General features: G+C 64.9%; 20 protein-coding genes. 14 read left to right on the top strand and 6 right to left on the bottom strand.

The window, feature by feature from the left end; genetic code table 11:
- Positions 1-86 precede the first annotated feature (86 nt).
- Entirely contained in the window at positions 87-1,010 is a 924-nt protein-coding gene (locus tag AC3IQ7_RS12480) for an HDOD domain-containing protein (RefSeq protein ID WP_489209861.1), read from the bottom strand.
- 241 nt (positions 1,011-1,251) lie between these two features.
- Between AC3IQ7_RS12480 and AC3IQ7_RS12475 the strand changes: the two genes are divergently transcribed.
- The gene (locus AC3IQ7_RS12475) at positions 1,252-1,836 is read left to right on the top strand and encodes a DinB family protein (RefSeq protein ID WP_489209859.1); all 585 of its coding nucleotides are present in this window, start codon (positions 1,252-1,254) and stop codon (positions 1,834-1,836) included.
- A 1-nt stretch (position 1,837) separates the two neighbouring features.
- Here AC3IQ7_RS12475 and AC3IQ7_RS12470 read toward each other — a convergent pair whose 3' ends face one another.
- Entirely contained in the window at positions 1,838-2,230 is a 393-nt protein-coding gene (locus AC3IQ7_RS12470) for a VOC family protein (RefSeq protein WP_489209857.1), read from the bottom strand.
- A gap of 83 nt (positions 2,231-2,313) precedes the next feature.
- Between AC3IQ7_RS12470 and AC3IQ7_RS12465 the strand changes: the two genes are divergently transcribed.
- The 6 genes from AC3IQ7_RS12465 (at position 2,314) to fghA (ending at position 6,141) form a co-directional block, all read left to right on the top strand.
- Complete coding sequence (locus tag AC3IQ7_RS12465) at positions 2,314-2,853, top strand: GNAT family N-acetyltransferase (RefSeq protein WP_489209855.1); 540 nt, start codon at positions 2,314-2,316, stop codon at positions 2,851-2,853.
- A 131-nt stretch (positions 2,854-2,984) separates the two neighbouring features.
- On the top strand, positions 2,985-3,236 hold the full coding sequence (locus AC3IQ7_RS12460; RefSeq protein WP_489209853.1) for a hypothetical protein: 252 nt from the start codon (positions 2,985-2,987) through the stop codon (positions 3,234-3,236).
- Positions 3,233-3,475 carry a hypothetical protein gene (locus tag AC3IQ7_RS12455; RefSeq protein WP_099379627.1) on the top strand — a complete coding sequence of 81 codons (243 nt, stop codon included), beginning with the start codon at positions 3,233-3,235 and terminating at the stop codon, positions 3,473-3,475. Before AC3IQ7_RS12460 ends, AC3IQ7_RS12455 begins: the two co-directional genes overlap by 4 nt.
- Before the next feature lie 159 nt (positions 3,476-3,634).
- Positions 3,635-4,306, top strand: coding sequence for a signal peptidase I (gene lepB / locus AC3IQ7_RS12450; RefSeq protein WP_489209851.1), 672 nt, complete (start codon positions 3,635-3,637; stop codon positions 4,304-4,306).
- Positions 4,307-4,354: 48 nt separating this feature from the next.
- Positions 4,355-5,218, top strand: a complete 864-nt coding sequence (locus tag AC3IQ7_RS12445; protein ID WP_322428540.1) for an NAD-dependent protein deacetylase — start codon at positions 4,355-4,357, stop codon at positions 5,216-5,218.
- A 56-nt stretch (positions 5,219-5,274) separates the two neighbouring features.
- Positions 5,275-6,141, top strand: a complete 867-nt coding sequence (fghA, locus tag AC3IQ7_RS12440) for an S-formylglutathione hydrolase (RefSeq protein WP_489209849.1) — start codon at positions 5,275-5,277, stop codon at positions 6,139-6,141.
- 12 nt (positions 6,142-6,153) lie between these two features.
- On the opposite strand, the gene AC3IQ7_RS12435 is transcribed toward fghA, so the two are convergent.
- From AC3IQ7_RS12435 to AC3IQ7_RS12420, 4 genes are all read right to left on the bottom strand, one after another.
- Positions 6,154-6,819: a dienelactone hydrolase family protein gene (locus tag AC3IQ7_RS12435; RefSeq protein WP_099379631.1), complete on the bottom strand. Its 666-nt coding sequence runs from the start codon at positions 6,817-6,819 to the stop codon at positions 6,154-6,156.
- A 178-nt stretch (positions 6,820-6,997) separates the two neighbouring features.
- Positions 6,998-9,316 (bottom strand): xanthine dehydrogenase family protein molybdopterin-binding subunit, encoded by a 2,319-nt coding sequence (locus tag AC3IQ7_RS12430; RefSeq protein WP_489209847.1) that lies wholly within the window; start codon positions 9,314-9,316, stop codon positions 6,998-7,000.
- Entirely contained in the window at positions 9,309-9,776 is a 468-nt protein-coding gene (locus AC3IQ7_RS12425; RefSeq protein ID WP_099379633.1) for a (2Fe-2S)-binding protein, read from the bottom strand. Before AC3IQ7_RS12425 ends, AC3IQ7_RS12430 begins: the two co-directional genes overlap by 8 nt.
- A 29-nt stretch (positions 9,777-9,805) precedes the next feature.
- The gene (locus tag AC3IQ7_RS12420) at positions 9,806-11,104 is read right to left on the bottom strand and encodes a cytochrome c (protein WP_489209845.1); all 1,299 of its coding nucleotides are present in this window, start codon (positions 11,102-11,104) and stop codon (positions 9,806-9,808) included.
- A 195-nt stretch (positions 11,105-11,299) separates the two neighbouring features.
- On the opposite strand from AC3IQ7_RS12420, the gene AC3IQ7_RS12415 reads away from it, so the two are divergent.
- From AC3IQ7_RS12415 to AC3IQ7_RS12385, 7 genes are all read left to right on the top strand, one after another.
- Positions 11,300-12,952, top strand: a complete 1,653-nt coding sequence (locus AC3IQ7_RS12415) for a Na+/H+ antiporter (protein WP_099379635.1) — start codon at positions 11,300-11,302, stop codon at positions 12,950-12,952.
- A gap of 195 nt (positions 12,953-13,147) precedes the next feature.
- On the top strand, positions 13,148-13,729 hold the full coding sequence (gene yfiR / locus AC3IQ7_RS12410; protein ID WP_233516276.1) for a regulatory sequestration protein YfiR: 582 nt from the start codon (positions 13,148-13,150) through the stop codon (positions 13,727-13,729).
- Complete coding sequence (dgcN, locus tag AC3IQ7_RS12405; protein ID WP_099379636.1) at positions 13,726-14,997, top strand: diguanylate cyclase DgcN/YfiN; 1,272 nt, start codon at positions 13,726-13,728, stop codon at positions 14,995-14,997. The genes yfiR and dgcN overlap by 4 nt, the downstream gene beginning before the upstream one ends.
- 16 nt (positions 14,998-15,013) lie before the next feature.
- On the top strand, positions 15,014-15,517 hold the full coding sequence (yfiB, locus tag AC3IQ7_RS12400) for an outer membrane lipoprotein YfiB (RefSeq protein WP_489209842.1): 504 nt from the start codon (positions 15,014-15,016) through the stop codon (positions 15,515-15,517).
- Between the two features lie 32 nt (positions 15,518-15,549).
- Positions 15,550-16,020 (top strand): gluconokinase, encoded by a 471-nt coding sequence (locus AC3IQ7_RS12395; protein ID WP_489210442.1) that lies wholly within the window; start codon positions 15,550-15,552, stop codon positions 16,018-16,020.
- A 70-nt stretch (positions 16,021-16,090) separates the two neighbouring features.
- Positions 16,091-16,408, top strand: coding sequence for a DUF3144 domain-containing protein (locus tag AC3IQ7_RS12390; RefSeq protein ID WP_034782889.1), 318 nt, complete (start codon positions 16,091-16,093; stop codon positions 16,406-16,408).
- Positions 16,409-16,461: 53 nt separating this feature from the next.
- Positions 16,462-17,322, top strand: a complete 861-nt coding sequence (locus AC3IQ7_RS12385) for an acyl-CoA desaturase (RefSeq protein ID WP_489209840.1) — start codon at positions 16,462-16,464, stop codon at positions 17,320-17,322.
- Positions 17,323-17,399: the final 77 nt, after the last annotated feature.

Genomic DNA, 17,399 nt, shown 5'->3' with positions numbered 1-17,399 from the left:
ATTACTTGCCAGATTACTACACAATCGCGGCCCTGGCCGCAAGAGTCTGCTACCGGGGTGGCGCGGCGTTGACCGGCCTGCGGCCATCACTCCTCGTCATCCTCCTCATCCTCGTCGGCCAGCTTGTCGAACACCAGCAGCTCACTCTTGCCCAGTCCGGTCATCACGAAGGGATCGTCGCCAGGAAAGCGGCCCGTATCGACCAGCATGCGCAGCTTGCTCAAGCGGTCGCCCAGCGCCAGCGCTTGCGCCTGCGGATCGGCATCGGAATCTGCTTGCCCGGCCTGCCCGATCGCGCGGGTCACGGACTCGGGAAACTCCCATAATTCGGCGATCCGTACCGACAGGATGCGCGCTTGCGCAAACACCTGGGCAATGAAGGCGTCCGATTGCGGGAAGGCATCGGGCGCATGCATCTGGTCGATCAGGCGGAACGCCACCACCAGGCCGACATTGGCCAGCAATCCAGCCAGATAGGCGTCGAAGGCGTTGGCCTGCATGGCGGGCGCGACCAGGTTGGCCGCCAGCGCACATTTCTCGGACTGGCGCCAGATCAGCGGCGCCGTACGTATGGTCAAGCCGCCGCTTTGCATGCTGACGATGGGACGGAAGGCGACGCGGGCCAGCAGCATGCGCATGCCGTTTTGCCCAAGCAGCATGATGGCGCCTTCCATGTTGTTAATCGACGGGCTGGCGTTGTAGCGCGAATGGTAGCGGGGCCGGTTCGCTTCACGGTAAACCTCGGCCACCAGCAGCACGTCCTGGGCCAGTTGGCGCGACAGCTCGGCCGCGCTCATGTTTTCATTTTGCAAGGTCCGCATCAACTGCGGAATGATGGCCGGAATGCGCGGTATCAGCGCGGCGCCAGTGATCGGCTCACTGGCCAGGCGCGTCAATTCGTCCAGAATCTGCTGTTCCGCCTGCTTTGTCGCCTGCGCCGAACCGGCGGCCGCCAGCCAGCGGTAGTAGATGGCATCGATCTCGGTGATGCTGGCTGGCTGCCGTGCCATCTCGGGCGCCGCCGCTGCCGTGAGGGGCGCAAGCTTGTTTTTTTGGTCGCCGCCGTTCAGTAATTTTCCTATCCAACCCATTTTATTCTTCTAGCCCTATCTGCATCACTATCGCGACATCCGCCCCGCGATTTTACTTGATGACAGCCGTGCCGGTACGGCGGGCGTGACCAGCGTTGCCCATCTGCCGCAAAGTGCTACAGTGGCGCCCTCGCAGCTACCCTTCTTTGCAAGGTAAATCATGAGCAATATGCTGGCCCAGTACGTCACCACCCAGGCCTGCAACAACGCCTGGGCCAACCACCGCCTGCTGAAGGCTTGCGGACAGCTGACCCAGGCCGAGTTCCAGGCCGCGCGCGTCAGCTTTTTTCCCACCATCCAGTCCACCCTGAACCACATCCTCACATGCGACTGGTTTTACCTCGATGCGCTCGAGCGCGAGCTGCGCGGCGAAGCGCCGCATGCCGACTGCTATGTCTTCTTTGAAAAGGACGAGCCATTTACCGACTGCGCCACGCTGCAGGCGGCACAGCAGGCATCCGACGCGCGCCTGATCGCCCATTGCCGCAGCCTGTGCGACCTTGACCTGGCGCGGCCCGTGACGATCCTGCGCGACACGCCGCAAGTCGACACGCGACTGCGCATGCTGGCGCATCTGTTCCAGCACCAGATCCACCACCGGGGGCAAGTGCACGCCATGCTGGCCGGCACGCGCATCGCACCGCCCCAGCTCGACGAATTCTATTGCGCCGGCGAAGCGGACGAGCGGGCGCAGGATTTCCTGGAACTGGGCTGGACGGAAGACGCCGTCTGGGCTCCCCGCTGAATCACTCCTCGGCGTGGCAGCAGACGCACAGCTTGTTGCCATCGAGGTCGCGGAAGTAGGCGCCATAGTAATTCGCGTGGTAATGGAGGCGCAAGCCGGGCGCCCCTTCGCAGGTGGCGCCCAGCGCCAGCGCAGCCTGGTAGCTGCGGTCCACCTGGGCGCGGCTGGCCGCCAGGAGGGCCGTCATCTGCCCATTGCCGGGCGCGGCCGGCAAGCCGTCATGCGGCGCCGTCAGCACGAACAGGGGGCGCGGCGCCTGCTGCGCCATCCAGCCGGCCCAGGGTTGGGCGGGATCATGAAATTTCTCGATCAGATCGAGTTCACCCAGCAAGGCCGTGTAGAAGGCGTAGGCGCGGGGAAAGTCATTGGTGCCGAGGCAAATATGGGACAGCATGCTGCTCCTTGATGAATTCAGGCGGGTGTGCGGCGAAATGCGCCAGCTGATTATAATGGCGCATCGCTTTTTGACACGCTCCCATGCCAGACCTCGACCGCCTTCAGCTACACCCGCCGGCCAGCAGCGACCTTCCCGCCTTGCTGGCCTTCGAACTCGAAAACCGCGCGTATTTTGAAAACTGGGTCACGGCGCGCGCGTCATCCTACTATCACAGGGAAGCCATCGCCGCCGCCATCGAGCAGGCGCAGCGCGAGCGCCAGCAAGACCTCGTCTACCAGTACCTGGCAAAACTGGACGGGCAAATCATCGGCCGGGTCAACCTGACGGCCGTTACCCGCCCCTATTTCAATAAAGCAACGCTCGGTTACCGCATCGGCGAACGGTTCGGCGGACGCGGCTACGCCACCCGCGTGGTCGCCCTGTTGCTGGAAGAGGCTTTCGGCCCACTGGAACTGTGGCGCCTGGAAGCGACGGCGCGGCCGCAAAACCTGGGCTCGGTCGCCGTCATGCAGCGCAACGGCTTTCACCAGTATGGCCGCTCGGAAAAGGCCATGCGCTTCCAGGATACCTGGTCGGACTTGCTGTATTTTGAACGGCGCAACACGCAAACCATGGCCTGAGACGGCGCATTTTTCTGCCAGCAACACGACTTTTATCCTATCACCGGCGACTTTGTGCAAACGCAAAGCAGTGCGATATTGGACTGATAACTTCAAGGTTCGGGAATCTTCCCTACCTTGCCAAGTCCAACATGAAATTGCGGCTACGCCTGTTCGAACACGTGCTGGTGGTGCTGGCATTGGCCGTCGTCATCTTTGCCACCGCCATCGTGCTGGCACGCATGACACAGTGGGCGGAAGCGCGGGAACTGCCCGCCTATCTCGTGCAAGGCATGCACCTGGTTGGCAAGGTGCTGTTTTTTCTGGACGGCTGCATCGTCATTACCGTCAGCAGTATCCTGGCCGCCCGGCTGTTCCGCATGCTCACCAAGGAGGATGTATGAACGACTTTCACTACCTGCTGATCCTGCGGCATCCGCGCCGCTTCTGGTGCAGTGCCATCGTCATCGCCGTGGTCTCGGCCATCGTGCTGGGGCCATGGCTCGACAGCATGCCATGGCTGGTGGCGATCCCCTTCGTGGGCGGCGGCTTGCTGGTGGCGCTCGGCGAACTGTGGGATGACCTGCACGGCAAGCGCCTGCGGAACGGCGACGACACGCAGACACCGTGCCAGCACCCTTGATACCGGCGTAGTGATGCATGCACGCAACAGCGGTACGCCATGGCGCGCGCATTGGCGTGATTTAAGACTGGCTTCAGCCTCGCCGTGCATCGTGATATGGCGCCAGCAGCAATGGCGCCCCCTTCACCATCACGGGCACAGCCCAGCGAAAGAGCCGACATGAGCACATGGATGCGCGCCAACAAAGGTTTTTTGATGTTCCTCCTGCTGTTCGGCGTGTTCCGCACGGCCGTGGCGGACTGGAATCCCATACCGTCGGCGTCGATGCGCCCCAACCTGCTCGAAGGCGACGTGGTCTTCGTCAACCGCCTGGCCTTCAACCTGAAAGTGCCGCTCACCGATATCGTGCTGCAGCGCCTGGGCGAACCGCAGCGGGGCGACATCGTCACCTTTTCTTCGCCGAAAGACGGCACGCGATTGATCAAGCGCATCATCGCCCTGCCCGGCGACACGGTGGAAATGCGCAACGAGCAGCTGGTCATCAATGGCCAGCCCGCCCAGTACACCGCGCTCGACACGGCGCCGGAAACCATCGCCCACGTGGGCCAGCTGACGGCCCAGCGCATCAGCGAACGCAACCAGACCGAACAGCACCGCATCCAGGTCTTGCCGCAAATGACGGGCGCGGCGCGCAGCTTCGCCCCCGTGACGGTGCCGGCCGACCATTTCCTCATGCTGGGAGACAACCGCGACAACAGCGCCGACTCGCGCTATTTCGGCTTCGTGCCACGTGAATTACTGATCGGCAAGGCCGAGCGCATCCTCGTCTCGGCCAATATCCAGGACCATTGGCAGCCGCGGCTGCAGCGTTTCGGCATGAAGCTGGAATAAACATCACCCTTGCAACGGCGTCGTGCTTTTCGGTTAGCATGGCGCATCATGCAAAATTTTTCCTTCGCCAGCCAGCAGCCCGCCAGCGACGCTCTTGCCCTTGAGCAGCTGGCGCAGTTCCTGCAGCGCCATCCCGACGTGCTGCTGCTGACGGGCGCCGGCATCAGCACGGCGTCCGGCATACCGGACTACCGCGACACGCAAGGCGTGCGGCGCGGCAACGCACCCGTGCAAGGCCCCGATTTTCGCCGCCTGGAAGCCGTGCGCCGCCGCTACTGGGCGCGCAGCATGGTCGGCTGGCCAACCCTGGCGCGCGCCACGCCGAATCCCGGTCACCTGGCCATCGCGCAACTGGCCCAGCGCCGGAGAATAGGCGGCCTGGTCACGCAGAACGTGGATGGCCTGCATCAGCAGGCTGGCAGCCCAGCCGTCACGGAGTTGCACGGCAGCATACATGGCGTGGTGTGCCTCGATTGCCGGACCCGCCACACGCGCCGCCTGATCCAGGATCAGCTCGAACATGACAATCCGCAACTGCTGGGCGCCACGGCCACGCCAGCGCCCGATGGCGACGCCTTGCTGGAACCATCGCAGCTGGCCACCTTCCACCTGCCCGTCTGTCCCCGCTGCGGCGGCACCCTGCAGCCCGACGTGGTGTTTTTCGGCGATGGCGTGCCCGCCGCCTGCGCGGCCGAAGCCGAAAGCAAGATGCGCACGGCCAGCGCCCTGCTGGTAGTGGGTTCATCGGTCATGGTGTATTCGAGCTTTCGCCTGTGCCGCATGGCGGCCGAAACGGGCAAGCCTGTGGCCGCCATCAACCTGGGCAAGACGCGCGCCGACCATTTACTGACCTTCAAGACCGAAGCCCCGGCACAAGACATCTTGCCTGCATTAGCGGCCATGCTGGGCTGATCCCGTGCCGGCGCTGCGCCGCTCTCGCTATACTGTGCGATTAACGAGGAGAATTCATGCTGGAACTGTTGAGTGAACACGCCTGTTTTGGCGGCGTACAACGCTTTTATCGCCACGACGCGCAAGCCATCGGCTTGCCCATGCGTTTCTCGGCCTTCATTCCCGACACGACGCCAGGCGCCACTGCCACCACCAAACGCCCCGCCCTGTTTTACCTGGCGGGCCTGACCTGCACGGAAGAAACATTCATGATCAAGGGCGGCGCGCAGCGCGTGGCGGCCGAGGAAGGCGTGATCCTGATCGCCCCCGACACCAGCCCCCGTGGCGCGAACATTGCGGGCGAAAGCGACTCCTGGGATTTCGGCGTGGGCGCCGGCTTTTACGTGAACGCCACCGAGGCGCCGTGGAGCAGCCATTATCGGATGTATAGCTACCTGCTGGAACTGCGCGCCCTGCTGGAACAGGAACTGGCGATCGATGCGCAACGCACGGGTATTTTCGGCCACTCGATGGGCGGCCATGGCGCGCTGGTGCTGGCCTTGCGCAACCCGGAACTGTTCCGCTCCGTATCCGCCTTCGCCCCCATCGCCGCACCGAGCGAGTGTCCGTGGGGGAAAAAGGCTTTCACGGGCTACCTGGGCAGCGATGAGTCCAGCTGGCAACAGTACGACGCCAGCGCGCTGATGCGCGGCCTGCAAGGCAAACCGGCACTGTTTCCTAACGGCATTTTGATCGACCAGGGCCTGGCCGACAAGTTTTTACCGGAGCAACTGTACCCCGAAGTATTCGAAGCGGCGTGCCGCGACGCCGGCCAGCCATTACGGCTGCGCCGCCATGCCGGCTACGACCACGGCTATTACTTCATCGCCAGCTTCATGGAAGAGCATGTGCGCTTCCATGCGAAGAACTTGCGCGCCGCCTGAGCGCCAATCCAGCTACTGCGCCGTGCTGGTATGCCCGTTGAAATGGCGCGTGTACCAGTCCGTGGCCAGCAGGGCCGCCTGGTGACGCGTGTCGGGGCCGCCAGGCGCGGCGATCTGTTCCAGTTGTTTGTCGCAGCGCAAGGTGGCGAACGCCATGCGGTTCAGGCCGGCCACGTCGGGGTCGCGCCCGCCCACGATCAGCAACGATGGCACGCGCACGTTTTCCAGCGCCGCCTTGCCGGCCATTTCCACCTGGCCATCGCAGACGGCCAGCGCGGCGATTTCCGCGCTGCGCCAGGCCGCCAGCTGCATCACGACGGCAGCGCTGGTGCCATAGCCGTACAGGCCGCAGGGCAAGCGCCGCGTGGATGCGTCGAGCTGCAGCCAGCCCAGGGCTTTTTCCAGCTGGCGCGCCAGCAGCACGATATCGCTGCGCACGAAATACGCGTGGCCATTGCTGCCGCCGCCAGGCCCGACACCGCCCTGGTCGAAGCGCAGGGTGGCGATGCCCGCTCGCAAAAAATCCTGGGAAGTGGCATGGCTGGAGGCGCCCAGGTAGTCGCTGTCGGCGCCTGCGCCGTGGGCAAACAGGACGATGCCCACGGGCCGCTCGGGCATGTCAAGCACGCCATCCATTTGAAGTTCATCGGCCGTAATGCTGACAAATTGTTCTTGCATGGTTGCCTCCGCAATCGAGCTGGGATCAAGCTAAAGCTGAAGTCAAGCTGTGCGCTGATTTTACGCTGATCTTGCCGGGCCGGGGGACAGCCTGCATGCCCCGGGCGACTAAGCTCAGTGTAGCAGCCCACGGCCATTCCTGCGCGGCCGTTCACGCCTCGCCGCCAGGAAGGCAAGACTATACGGCGCCGTGCCGGTCCAGCCCCTTCAACACGGCTTCCGGGCGGATCGGCAAATGCCGCACGCGCGAAGCCACGGCGGCGAAGATGGCGTTGCCGATCGCCGGCGCCACGGCTGTCGTGGGCGGTTCGCCCATGCCCGTCGCCGTTGCCGTGCTGACCACAAATTCGATATCGAGCTCGGGCACGTCGGCCATGCGCAAGGGCGTGTAGGTATTCAGATTGGTATCCTTCACTTCGCCGTTCAGGAAAGCCGTTCCCTCATGCAAGGCCATGCTCACGCCCCACAGGGCGCCCCCTTCCGCCTGCGCCAGCGCGCCATCGGGATCGACGATGCTGCCCGCGTCGATCACCATGAACAGCTTTTCGACTTTCACCATGCAAGTGCTGCGATCGACCTTGACTCGCGCCACGCACGCCGTCCAGGTGGGCATGTCGCGTTCCTGGCCGAAGGTGGCGGCGATGCCCAGGCCCGTGTCGGGCGGCATGGCCGTGCCCCAGCCGGCCTTGTCCGCCACCCGCTGCAGCACGTGGGCCAGGCGCGCGGCGCCGCCGACGGCGTTCGGCGCGCTGCCCGCATTTCTCCCCGTGGCCTGCAGCAAGGACAGGCGGAACGCCAGCGGATCGACCTTGGCCGCCTGCGCCGCCTCGTCCATGAAACTTTCCACAGCCCAATTCGTCCAGCCCGGCCCCACGGAGCGCAGCCAGCCGGGGCGGAAACTGCTGTTGGCCAGGTCGTTCGACACGGCCCGCACGCGCTGCGCGCCCACCGTGTACCAGTGGTCGGCGCCGGCGATGGCGAACGGGTCGTACGGATGACCCTGCTTATCCTTGGCCAGGAAAGCGGGAATCATCGCTTGCGTGGGCCAGCCCGCGCTGGCCTCGTGCACCATGGCCGACACCTTGCCGGCGGCGTCGAACGCCATGCGCACATGCTGCACGGACGGCGAACGGGGCGAATCGAAACGGGCGTCGTCGGCCCGCGTGCAAATCATCTTGACGGGGCGCCCCACGGCTTGCGCCGCCAGCGCGGCCGGCACGCAATAATCGCCATTCAGGCGCCGCCCGAAACCGCCGCCGAGCAGATAGGTGTGCAGCATCACCTTGCTTTCCGGCACATTCAACGCTTGCGCCAGCACGGGCAGGATCAGCGATTGCCACTGATTGCCCGCATGAATGTGCCAGACGCCGTCGATTTCCTGCGCCAGGGCATTCACCGGTTCCAGCTGGAAATGCAACACGGTGCTGGTCGTATAGTGGCGTTCCAGTTGCAGGCTGGCATCCTTGAACGCTTGCTCCACGCCGTCATCATCGACCACGCGGGCGCCCAGGCTGGCATCGGCCAGCTGCTTGGTGGCATAGTTGAGAATATCCTGCTCCGCCACGTGGGCCGCCGGGCCGGCCCGCCATTTCACTTGCACCAGGTCGGCCGCGCGCATGGCGGCCGCATACGTTTCGGCCACCACCATGACCCAGCCGGGCACTGTGCCGCTGGGGTCTTGCAAGGCGAACGAGCGCAGGTAGCCCTTGACCTTTTTCGCGGCCGTATCATCGATGGACACCACTTTCGAGCCGTAGCGCGTGGGCGGGATCTTCGGACGCGCAAACAGCATGCCCTCGATTTCCGCATCGATTCCATACACGGCCGTGCCATTGATTTTCGCGGGGATGTCGAGCGCCTGCACCTGCTGGCCGATCAGGCTGCGCTGCGGCGGCGTCTTGAGCACGATGGCTTTCAGTTGCTCGGACGTGTACTGGCGCGCCAGCTTGCCACGGTGCACGATGTCGCCATAGCTGATCGACCGCCCCCGGCCATGCACGACGCCCAGTCTGGCGTGGCAGGCGGACACAGGCACGCGCAACAGGCGCGCGCCCTCCTCGACCAGCGCGAGGCGGCCGGCCGCGCCGGCACGGCTGAGCGGATCGAAATTCTGCCACACGGACCAGCTGCCACCCGTCACCATCAGTCCCCATTTCGGGTCCGTATCCACGTAATGCAGGCGCACCTTGCTCCAGTCCGCCTCCAGCTCCTCGGCAACGATACGCGCCAGGGCCGTGCCGATATGCTGGCCCATTTCCGCCTTGGCGATATTGACGGTGATCATGCCATCGACGCCGATATGGAACCAGATGCTGGGGTCGAACACGGGTGCTGAGGGCTTCGCGGGCGGCACGGATGCCGCCTTGCCGGCGGCCAGGGAGCTGTCAGCGCGCAAGAAGGCCAGAGTAAAACCGGTGCCTGCAGCGGCGATCAGGAAACCGCGCCGCCCCAGCGAGCTGGGACGGGCAGCAGAATTTTCTTTCGGCAACTTAAGCACCGGGCGCCTCCTGCATGCCGGCCGCCAGTTTAATTGCCTTGCGGATGCGCACATACGCCATGCAGCGGCACAGGTTGCCGCTCATGACGGCATCGATATTCGCATCCGTCGGCTGCGGATAGTCTTGCAACAAGGTGGCCGCCTGCATGATCTGGCCCGACTGGCAATAGCCGCACTGGGGCGCCTGCGTGGCCAGCCACGCCCGCAGCAAAGGGTGCGTGCCATCGGGCGAGAGGCCTTCGATGGTGGTGACGGCGCAGCCGGCCACGGCGGCAATCGGCGTGATGCACGAGCGCATGGCGCGGCCATCCACGTGCACGGTGCAGGCGCCGCACATGCCGATGCCGCAGCCAAACTTCGTGCCCTTTAAATGGACTTCATCGCGCAGCACCCACAGCAGGGGCGTCTCGGCGTCGGCCTCGGTGCCGAAGGGCTGTCCATTGACAATAAGGTTATACATGAGTGTTATACATAAGAAATTTTCAGAGATTACTTGCCGGCACGCGCGCGCGTCACGGCCGCTTCCAGATTCGTCCAGGCCGGCTGGTGGCTGCGGCTGCGGCGCAGATAGGCGGCCAGCTGGGCCACGTCATTGTCTGTCAGCGAGGCGGCAAAGCCGGGCATCAGCACGCCGGGCATGGCGTCATCCTTGCTGATGCCGTGCAATATCACCTGGATCAGGTTGGCAGGATCGGGCGCGCTGACGGCGCTGTTCAGGCTCAGTTCCGGGCGCAGGGACACGGGCCGGCCGTCGCTGTTCGAGTGGCACGACGCGCAGGCGGCCACGTACAGGCTGGCGCCGCGGTCGTTGTCGACGAGGCTGACGCGCTGCGAGCGCTCGATGCCAGCTTTCACCACGGTATCAGTATCGACCTGGCGTTGTTCCGCCCCGGCCAGGCCGGCAAAATACACGGACAGCGCGCGGATATCGCTATCGGGCGAGGCGCCCATGCCTTCGTGCACAACGGCCGACATGGGTCCGGCCGCCACGCCGTGCAAGGCCGTCGCGCCCGTCCGCAGGAAGGCGTACAGCTCGTCCTGCGTCCACGGCAGGGGTGCCGTATTGGCGCTGGTCAAGGCCGGCGCATACCAGTGGTCGATGGACGCGCCCAGATACGACGAGCCGGCAAGTTCGGCGCCGAGCGCATTGCGCGGCGTGTGGCAGGCGGCGCAATGGGCCAGGCCTTCGGCCAGGTAGCGGCCCCGGTTCCAGTCCAGTCCTTGCGCGGGGTTCAGTTGAAAGCTGGCAGGCTTGAAAAACAGCAGCTTCCAGCCTGCCTGCAAGGGACGCAAGTTCAGGGGGAACGGCACGCTGTTGGCGGGCGCGGCCGCATACACGGGTGGGCGCGTCATGAAATACGCGTACAGGGCCGTCAGGTCCGCATCCGAGACAAGATTAAAATGGGTGTACGGAAAGACGGGATACAAATGGGCGCCATCGCGGCCCACGCCTTCGCGCATGGCCCGCTGGAAGGCGGCCAGCGACCAGCGGCCGATGCCCGTTTGCCTGTCGGGCGTGATATTCGTCGCATAAATCGTGCCGAACGGCGTGGTCAGGCCGTGGCCGCCCGCGTACTCGGCGCCGCCCTTGGCCGTATGGCAGGCGGCGCAATTGCCCATGCCCGCCAGGATGCGACCCCGCTCCACCACTTGCGGAGAAAAGGCCGTGGCGGCAGGCGGATCGATGGGCGCCAGCGCGGGGCGCCAGTAATACAGATACGCGGCCAGGGCCGCCACGATGAGCAATGCCAGCGACAGCGCGAGGCCGGTGAAGATTTTCTTGAGCAAAACAGGAACCAGTGAAAAGTAAAGGCCAGGGTAAAAGCAAGGCGCATGGGCCGCCGGCCAATGGCGGCGGCAACTGGGCCACAGTGACAATCTTACCGCGATTGTGACTTGTTGTATGTACGCAATGACACGCAGGCGATGCCTGCAGGCGGGCTGCGCCTTATAATCAGCGTTTCAGCACGCCGCCGCTCCTTCATGCATACCGTTACCATCATCCTCATCCTCGTGTTGACCGTCGTCCTGTGCGGCTTTCTCGCCCGCTCGCGCTGGGTCAAGCTGCCGCTGCCGCTGATCCAGATTGCCGGCGGCACGGGATTGGCCGTGTTTGGCGTGCAAGTGCCGCTCGATCCCGACATTTTCTTCCTGCTCTTCATTCCGCCGCTGCTGTTTCTCGATGGCTGGCGCATTCCCAAGGGCGCCTTCTTTTCCGACGCGCGCTCGATCCTGATGCTGGCCATCGGCCTGGTGCTGTTTACCGTGCTGGGCATGGGCTTTTTCATCGACTGGCTGATTCCCAGCGTGCCGCTGGCCGTCGCCTTCGCGCTGGGCGCCATCCTGTCGCCGACGGACCCCGTGGCCGTCTCGGCGATCGCCGCCGGCAACCCGATTCCGCCGCGCCTGATGCACATCCTCGAAGGCGAATCCCTGCTGAACGACGCGTCGGGCCTGGTCTGCTTCACGTTTGCCGTGGGCGCCATGATGACGGGCGGCTTTTCCATCGGCGCCGCCTCGCTGAGTTTCCTGCAGGAAGCGGGCGGCGGCATCATCATTGGCCTGGCCATTTCGTGGGGCGTGGGCCTGGCAAATAAATGGCTGGTGAGCAAGGTCGGCGAAGAGCCTGGCCTGCAAATCCTCATCAGCATCCTGATCCCGTTCGCCGCCTACCTGGGCGCCGAGCAAATCCACGGTTCCGGCATCCTGGCCGCCGCCACGGCGGGCGTGTCCATGCATTACGCCGACCTGATCGGGCGCCCGCTGGCCGCCACGCGCACCCAGCGCAAAGCCGTGTGGGATACCGTGCAACTGGTCTTGAATGGCGTGATCTTCGTCATGCTGGGCGCGCAACTGCCCACCACCGTTGCCGGCTTGCCGGCCGCCTCGGCCGAAATCGGCGCCGGCAGCGCCTGGAAACTGCCCCTGTTCGTCATCGCCATCACCGTGGGGCTGACCTTCATGCGCTTTCTGTGGGTCTTCATTTCCATGAAGCTGACCCTGTTCAAGCACCACAAGAAGGTGGCTGGCGAATCGAAGGACGCGGCGCTGCTGGCCCGTCCCAGCCTGCGATTGCTGCTGGTGGCTTCGTTCGCGGGCGTGCGCGGCGCGCTGACCCTGGCCGGCATCCTGACCCTGCCCTTGTTCTTGCCAGACGGCACGCGCTTTCCCGCGCGCGACCTCGTCATCTTCCTGGCCATGGGCGTGATTTTATTGTCGCTGCTGCTGGCCAGCGTCACCCTGCCTCTGCTGACCAAGGGCCTGGTGTTCGCGCCGCCCGCGCGCCGCTCGACGGAAGAACGCAATGCCCGCGCCGCCGCGGCCGAAGCGGCCATCGCGCGGCTGGAAAAAGTGTGCGAGGGCATAGACAAGAATGACAAGCAGCAAGTCGTCACGGAAGCGGCCAACCGCCTGATCGAAGCCTACCGGCGCCGCCTGGCGTATGGCGAAAGCAGCAACGACGAGGCGATGCGGCTGCAGGAACTGGCCAAGGCCGAGCGGGCGCTGCGCCTGGAAGCGCTCAATGCCGAGCGGGACGAACTGTTCCGCCGCCGCATTTCGGGTGAACTGGACGACACCATCCATTTGCGCCTGCTGCGCGAAATCGACTTGCTGGAAGCGACACTGGAAGAATAGCAACACTCTGGCGCGCGACGGCAGTGTTGATAAGTAATTCTCATGGTAAAGAATGCAAGTTTTAACATTCGTGTTTATAATGCAAGGTTGTATGGCGTAGCGCCGTGATTTACTTTCAACCGGGACTTCCGTAGAGTCTGTGTTGCTGAGTAACATTTTAAGTAGCCACCCGACCTGAATAAAGACACCGACGCCGTGCCCTCCTTCCCTCGCCACCGGCAGCGCCATGCGCTGCCTGCCCTGTTCGCTGTCGCGCTGCTGGCCTCGTTGCTTGCCTGCAGCGCGCTGGCGCCGTGCGCGGCGTGGGCGCAAACGGGCGCGGCGGCCGACGCCAGGCGTCCGGCCGAGGTGGCCCAGGTCCTGTTTGGCATCATCAGTTATGTGCGCTGGCCCGTGGCGCGCCAGGAAGTGCGCGTCTGCATGGTCGGTGCGCCCCGCTACGGCGCGGCCATCGTCGACACGCCCGCCTCCAGCCTGGGCCAGCGCATCCGCGTGAAAATCCCGGCAGTGGCCAGCGCGGCCAGCGAATGCGACGTCATCTACCTGGGCAGCCTGCCCGAGGGCGAGCGCGAGCACCTGCTGGCGCAGATCATCGGCAAGCCGATTTTATCGGTCGCCGAACCGGGCACGTCCTGCACCGTGGGCACCATGTTCTGCCTGCGCCTGAACGAGGCGCAGATCGGTTTTGACGTCAACCTCGACGCCATCGCCCGCAGCGGCCTGCGCGTGCATCCGAACGCCTTGCAAATTGCACGTCGCAAGGGACCGCCGCCATGAGCGCCAGCATCCCAAAAAAACTGGTGCGCAAGCCCCGTCCCACGCTCGACAGCGTGCTGCGGCGCGCCCACCTGAGCGTGTCGCTGATCGCCGTGCTGGCGGCCGGCCTGACCCTGACGGCCGTGGCGCTGCTGGCCCTGCGCGTGTATTCGGACCAGAACCTGCGCCTGGTGGCCCGCTCGATGAGCTATACGGTGGAGGCGGCCGTCGTCTTTGGCGACCCCATGGCCGCCAGGGAAGCGCTGGCCCTGATCGGCGTCAATGAAGATATCGACCGGGCGCAGGTGAACGACAAGGCCGGCAAGGTGCTGGCCCGCTGGGAACGGGGCGAACATGGCACGCGCTACTACATCGAACGCGCGCTGACGGGCTGGATGCTGCCCGATTCGCTGGTTTTCCCCATCACGCACGATGAACAGGCCATCGGCAGCATCACCCTGGTGCCGCACAGCCGCAGCCTGCTGCCTTTCCTGCTCAGCGGCCTGTCCTGCCTGCTCGCTTGCCTGGTGCTCAGCCTGGCCGTCGCCGTGCGCCTGTCGCGCCGCATGGAAACGGAAATCACGTCCCCCCTGCGCCACCTGGCGGAAACGGCCCACCGCGTGCGGCGCGACCGCTCGTTCGAACTGCGCGTGCCGCCGGCCAATATTGCTGAGTTGAACCAGATCAATGACGACTTCAACGCCCTGCTCGACGAACTGGAAGCATGGCAAAGCCATCTGCAAAAGGAAAACGCCTCGCTGTCGCACCGCGCCAACCACGACAGCCTGACGGGCCTGTCGAACCGCGCCTTCATGGAAGCGGAACTGGAACGCGCCATCCTCGAAGCGCGGGTCGGCAATGGCAAGGTGGCCGTGCTGTTCCTCGACAGCGACCGTTTCAAATACATCAACGACACCTTCGGCCATGCCTCGGGCGACCGGGTGCTGGTGACAATCGCCGCGCGCATCAAGCAGCAATTGCGCGAGGGCGACCTGGTGGCGCGCCTGGGCGGCGACGAATTCGCCATCCTGCTCAAGCCGCTGCGCAACAGCAGCGATGCCATGCACATCGCCGACAACATCATCGCCGCCATGGCGCAAGCCATTGAACTGCCCACGGGCAACAGTATCGTCAGCTCGCTGACCATCGGCGTGGCCGTCTTCCCCGATCACGCCATCGACGCCGTCTCGCTGGTGGGCGCGGCGGATGAAGCCATGTACCGCGCCAAGCAGGCGCAACGCGGCACGCGCCAGGTGGCGCGCCTGCCGCAACCCCATATTCACCCCTGAACCAAGGAGCAACACCATGCAATTCATCTACACGCAATTACGCCGCAGCTTCCTCGGTCTATTCATGCTGGGCCTGCTGGCCGCCTGCCAGAGCACGCCAGAGACCAAACCGCTGTTCAACGCCGAGCAAGTCGCCACCCTGAAGGAGCAAGGCTTCAACCAGACCGACGAAGGCTGGGAACTGAGCTTTACCGACAAGCTGCTGTTCGAATTCGACGCCGCCAAGCTGATCCCGCCCAGCCGCGTCGCCATCCAGAAGATCAGCGCCGCCCTGCTGAAAGTGGGCATCACCCACATGCGCGTGGAAGGCCATACGGATAACGAAGGCACGGAAGCGTACAACAACAAGCTGTCGCTGGCGCGCGCCAACGTGGTGGCCGACGCCATGAGCGCATCGGGCATTCCGCGCGACAACATCACCGTCAAGGGCCTGGGCATGAGCAAGCCCGTGGCCTCGAACGCCAGCAAAACGGGCAAGGCAGAAAACCGCCGCGTCACCGTCATCGTTTCGGCGCCTTGAGCCTGGGCGTGCCCGCCGTGCGCTGGGTCGTGATGGGCGTGTCCGGCTGCGGCAAGAGCGCCGTCGGCAGCCGGCTGGCGGAAGCCTTGCGCGTGCCCTACGTGGAAGGCGACGACGTACATCCCTCGGAAAACGTGGCCAAGATGGCGGCCGGCATCCCGCTCGACGATGCCGACCGGGCCGGCTGGCTGGCCGCCCTGCGCGAGCGCATCGCCACGGCCCGCGCGCAAGGCAGCGGCCTCGTCGTCTCCTGCTCGGCCTTGAAACGCGCCTACCGCGACGTGCTGCGCGCAGGCGACCCGGCCCTGCGCTTTGCCCACCTGGACGGCCCGCGCGCCGTGCTGGAAAGCCGTTTGCAGCGCCCTGGTCACTTCATGCCGCCCAGCCTGCTCGACAGCCAGCTGGCCACCCTGCAGCCCCTGCAGGCGGACGAGGCCGGCATCGTGCTCGACATCCGCCAGCCGCTGGCCGTGCTGGTGGAACAGATCCTGCAAGCGCCCTGAGCGGCGGCCGCGCGGCTGGACAGCCCGCGCCCCCCTGTGTAGACTGGCGCGCACTTTCATGAGGGATTTTATGAGCACACCAACGACAAAACCAGCACCGGGCCCGGAATTCTGGGAACGCGCCGACCAGGTCATCGCCCTGGCCAATGAGCAATGCATGCACAGCGGCGGCAATGAAGTGGCCACCTCGCTGCTGTACGCAGCTGCCCGCTTCAACGCCTTCCTCGTCGCCAGCAAGAGCAACGACGTGGCCAAGATGCAGGAAGAAAAGGAAGGCGCCGTGGCCTTCTTCACGGAACAGTACAAGCGCATGCTGACCGACAACTTCAACGACTACATCACCAACTTCGACAAGTACACGCAACCGTCGTCGGCCCCCAAGGGTTGATAATCGCAGCCAGCCTGGACAGCCACCGCGCCCGCGCCACACATGCGCACAGCGTGCTAGACGGCACAGTGCGCTACGCGCCTTGGCCATCGCTGTGGCTGACGGCCATGCTGGCCGGCGCCGTGACGGGCGCCCTGTTCTTCTTCAGCTGGACCGGCCTGCTGCTGTTTGTGGCCGGCACGGCCATCGTCCTGCTGTTCGGCCACTCGCTGGGCAGCCACCGCAAACTGATCCACGACAGCTTTGAGTGCCCGCAATGGCTGGAATACCTGCTCGTGTACCTGGGCGTGCTGGTGGGTCTCAGCGGCCCGCTGGGCCTGCTGCGCCAGCATGAACTGCGCGACTATGCCCAGCGCCTGCCCGCTTGCCACCCCTATCTGCGCCACGGCGCCGGCTTCTGGCGCGATGCCTGGTGGCAATTATTCTGCCGTCTCGACCTTGACCACCCGCCGCACATCGCCATCGAAGCGCGCATCGCGCACGACCGCTTTTACCGCTTTCTGGAAAAAACCTGGATGCTGCAGCACCTGCCGTGGGCCGTGCTGTTCTACGTCTGGGGCGGCTGGGGCCTGGTCTGCTGGGGCGTCTGCGCGCGGGTCAGCGCCGGCGTGCTCGGCCATTGGCTGATCGGCTACTTTGCCCACAACCATGGCCAGATGCACTTTCATGTCGACGGCGCCGCCGTGCAAGGCAGGAATATCCGCCTGACGTCGCTGCTGACCATGGGCGAGTGCTGGCACAACAACCATCACGCGTATCCGGGCTCGGCCAGGCTGGGCCTGCTGCCGGGCGAATGGGACCCGGGCTGGTGGATGCTGCTGCTGTTGCGGCGCCTGGGCCTCGTGTCAGCCCTGCGCCTGCCGCAAGACCTGGCGCCGCGGCCGGAACTGCGCGAAACGGCAGACCGCAGATAGTTATTGACCAATCGTTCACCAATGCATATAGTGGTGGCAGACACGGGGCATCCCGCCCCGCCGCACACTTTGCACCG

It is taken from the genome of Janthinobacterium sp. GL_088, assembly GCF_057837845.1.
The sequence above is the reverse complement of the archived record's forward strand: the minus strand, read 5'-3'. Positions and strand labels throughout refer to the sequence as shown.